4 protein-coding genes are annotated in these 3,077 nt (G+C 70.1%); 1 reads left to right on the top strand and 3 read right to left on the bottom strand.

The genetic code is table 11. From position 1 onward, the window contains the following. From GJ633_RS15395 to dacZ, 3 genes are all read right to left on the bottom strand, one after another. The coding region (locus GJ633_RS15395) for a DEAD/DEAH box helicase (protein ID WP_321169122.1) at positions 1-582 on the bottom strand (582 nt) is incomplete at its 3' end. A 158-nt stretch (positions 583-740) separates the two neighbouring features. After that, a complete protein-coding gene (locus GJ633_RS15390; protein ID WP_156589496.1) occupies positions 741-1,529 on the bottom strand; it encodes a mechanosensitive ion channel family protein in 789 nt (262 codons plus the stop codon). 3 nt (positions 1,530-1,532) lie between these two features. Further along, complete coding sequence (gene dacZ / locus GJ633_RS15385; RefSeq protein ID WP_156589495.1) at positions 1,533-2,342, bottom strand: diadenylate cyclase DacZ; 810 nt, start codon at positions 2,340-2,342, stop codon at positions 1,533-1,535. A gap of 110 nt (positions 2,343-2,452) precedes the next feature. Here dacZ and GJ633_RS15380 point away from each other — a divergent pair. After that, on the top strand, positions 2,453-3,077 hold a 625-nt coding region (locus tag GJ633_RS15380), incomplete at its 3' end, for an aldo/keto reductase (RefSeq protein WP_197431374.1).

Here is a 3,077-nt window from a genome sequence, read left to right as displayed (position 1 = left end):
GAACACGCCGCGGTAGCTGTGGACCTCGTCTATCACGACGTACTCCAGCGAGGCGAAGAACCACTCCCAGAGCCGCCCCGCGTGGGGCAACAGCGCGTAGTGGAGCATGTCCGGGTTCGACAGCAGCACGGTCGGCTCGCGGTCGCGTACGTCCCGCTTCTCTGCCCGTGAGAGCCGTCCCGTGTAGGAGGCGACGGACACCCGACTCCCGAAGCCGAGCCCGCGTGCGAGCTCCGAGAGCGACGCCTCCTGGTCCGCGATCAGCGCGTTCTGCGGGCCGATATAGAGGGTGCGACCGACGTGGTCCATCGCCGCCTCGAAGGCGGGCACGGCGTACGCGAGCGACTTCCCGCTCGCGGTCTCGGTAGCCAAGACGACGTCGTCGCCGCCGCGGACTGCCTCGATCGCGTCGGTCTGGTGGCGGTAGAGGCGGTCGATGCCCGCCTTCGCGAGCGCGTCTGCCATCCGCGGCGCGAGGTCGACGTCGCCGAATTCGGGCTCGCGCGCCGGGAGGCGGCGATGGTCCGCGATCTGTCCCTCGTAGAACGGTCGGTTTCGCAGCCACTCGATCGCGTCGTCCACGGTTACGGAGGCCAGGGCGCGGGCGCGCCTAACGGTTGCGGTGGACGGGGGCGATCGGGTGTTGGGTTCAGTCGTCCGCGGGCGGAGGCAGTTCAATCGTCCGCGGACGGGGACGGTTCGGTCGGGCCGGCTCCGCGCCGAGGCGTTCGAACCGGGCGTCACTCCCGAATGAGGACGATCCCGTCGCGAAACACCGAGTGGTTCGGGACCACGTGCTCCTCGCCGTCGGCCTCGATGCGGGTGACGAACAGGTCGACCTCCTGGACGATCCCTCGCTCGCCGGCGACGCGCACCTCGTCGCCGATCCCGTACGGCTGCCGGAGGAGGAGGAAGACGCCGGCGGCGGCGCTGGCGACGAGGTCCTTCGTCGCCAGCGCGGCGAACAGCACGACCGCGAGCGCGTACGCCGCGAGCAACACGATCAGCGCGAGCGTCTGCACGCCCACCTGACCGAGCGCGATCAGCGCGGCGACGTACACGACGCTGTACTTCACGAGCGTCGGCAGGACGCCGAGCTCCGGGAGCTTGATCCCGCGGAGCCGCTCGGCGACCAGCAGCTCCGCCTTGTCGCCGACGACGATCCCGACGATGAGCACGACGACGGCGACGAACACGCGGGGGAGAAACGCCGCGACGCCGGACCAGAACTGTTCGAGGTAGTTGACGTCCGCGACGGTGAGCGCGACGATGACGGTGACGGCGAGGATGAAGTAACTGGAGAGCCGCGCCAGGATCTGTACCGTCGACGTGTCGAACTCGCGGGCGGTACGCTCGAAGGCCGTCCCCTCGATGACCTCCGGGACGCCCGCACGCGTCAGCAGGCGGCGGTTCACCACGCCGACGACGTACGCGGCGAACAGTCCGAAGACGAGCACGAACAGCGTCAGCCAGACCCGGTCCGGAACGCGGGTGAGCGCCTCGACCAGGGCGGTGCGAACCGCTGACATGGGTCAGTACTCCTCCGGGTCGATCTCCAGGACGAGCCGCCCGGCCTTGAACGCTCGGACGAGTCCGTCCGACTCCGAGAGCACGATCGCGGTCGCGTTCGTGTCTCGGGTGATCGCCCCGCCGGCCATGTGACGCGCGCCGAGCCCCTTCGGGATGTCGACGCCCTCGGCGGCCGGTTCGAGGTAGCGGTACGCCGAGACGATCTTCCCCGAGTCGGAGACGACGAAGGCGCCGTCGAGCCGCGAGAACTCCTTCAACATCACGTTGACGATGGGGTCGCCCACGTGGACGTGCGACTTCTCGAAGGGGTTGTAGCTCAGCGGGCGCGACTTGTTCATTACCTTCCCCGCGTCGCCGACCACGAACAGCGCGCCGACGGGCTTCCCCTTCTGCCCCTTCTTGCCCAGCTCGATGGCGACCTCGAAGACGTCCCGGATGACGCTCGGCTCCGCCCGCGAGTTGACGAACAGGTCGTAGATGCCGGTGTGGACCGTGTCGTCGACGGTGACCCGGACGACCGCGTCCGGGTCGCCGTCGAAGACGCTCGCGACGCAGACGACCTCGTCGCCCTCGGTGACCAGGTCGGCGTCCATCGCGCCCTCGATCCCGAACCGGATGCGGTCGCGGACGTTGTCGAACGGGAGGGGGAGCTCGACGAACGGCTCCGCGTCCACGTCGTTGTCCGGCGCGACCACGACGATATCGGTCTCGCCGTCGGCGAACCGGTCGTGAAACGAGCTCGTCGGCGAGAACAACAACACGGCGTCGGCGTCCTCGACGAGATCCGTCAGGTGATCGGTGAGCGAGGCCATTACCCCCACTGCTCCCGGAATCCGTATAGTCGTTGCGTCGGCGTCGTGCGGCCGTCTGACGGGCGCCGCGCCGACGCGCGGTTTTTACCCGCGCCGTACCGATCCCCGCCATGGCGACCCGCGAGGCCCTCTGGGACTACCGCGACGCGTTCGGCGACGCCTTCGGGCGCACCTACTTCCGGCGCTTCGGGCCGGGCGTCGCCTCCAGCATCGGGATCGGGACCTACCTCGGCGAACCGACCGCCGCCGTCGACGACGCCTACCGGGAGGCCATCGGGCTCGCGATACGGTCCGGCGTGAACCACGTCGACACCGCGGTCAACTACCGGTGCGGGCGCGCCGAGCGCGTGGTGGGCGAGGCGGTCCGCGACGCCCCCATCGATCGCGAGGCGGTCGTCGTGGCGACGAAGGGCGGCTTCCTCCCGTTCGACGGCGAGCGTCCCGCCGACCCCGGCGCGTACGTCCGCGAGCGCTTCGTCGAGCCGGGGATCGTCGACCCGGACGATCTCGCGAACGGCGCGCACGCGATCGCTTCCGACTACCTGGCCTGGTCGCTCGACCGGTCGCTGGAGCGGCTCGGTCTCGGCGCGGTCGACTGCTACTACGTGCACAACCCAGAGACCCAGCTGGCGACGCGGTCTCGGGCGGCGGTGTACGACGCGCTGGAGGCGGCCTTCGAGACCCTGGAGCGTCGGCGCGCCGCCGGCGACGTCGGACGGTACGGGGTCGCGACGT

The organism is Halorubrum sp. CBA1125 (assembly GCF_009742825.1).
GTDB lineage: Archaea > Halobacteriota > Halobacteria > Halobacteriales > Haloferacaceae > Halorubrum.
The sequence above is the reverse complement of the archived record's forward strand: the minus strand, read 5'-3'. Positions and strand labels throughout refer to the sequence as shown.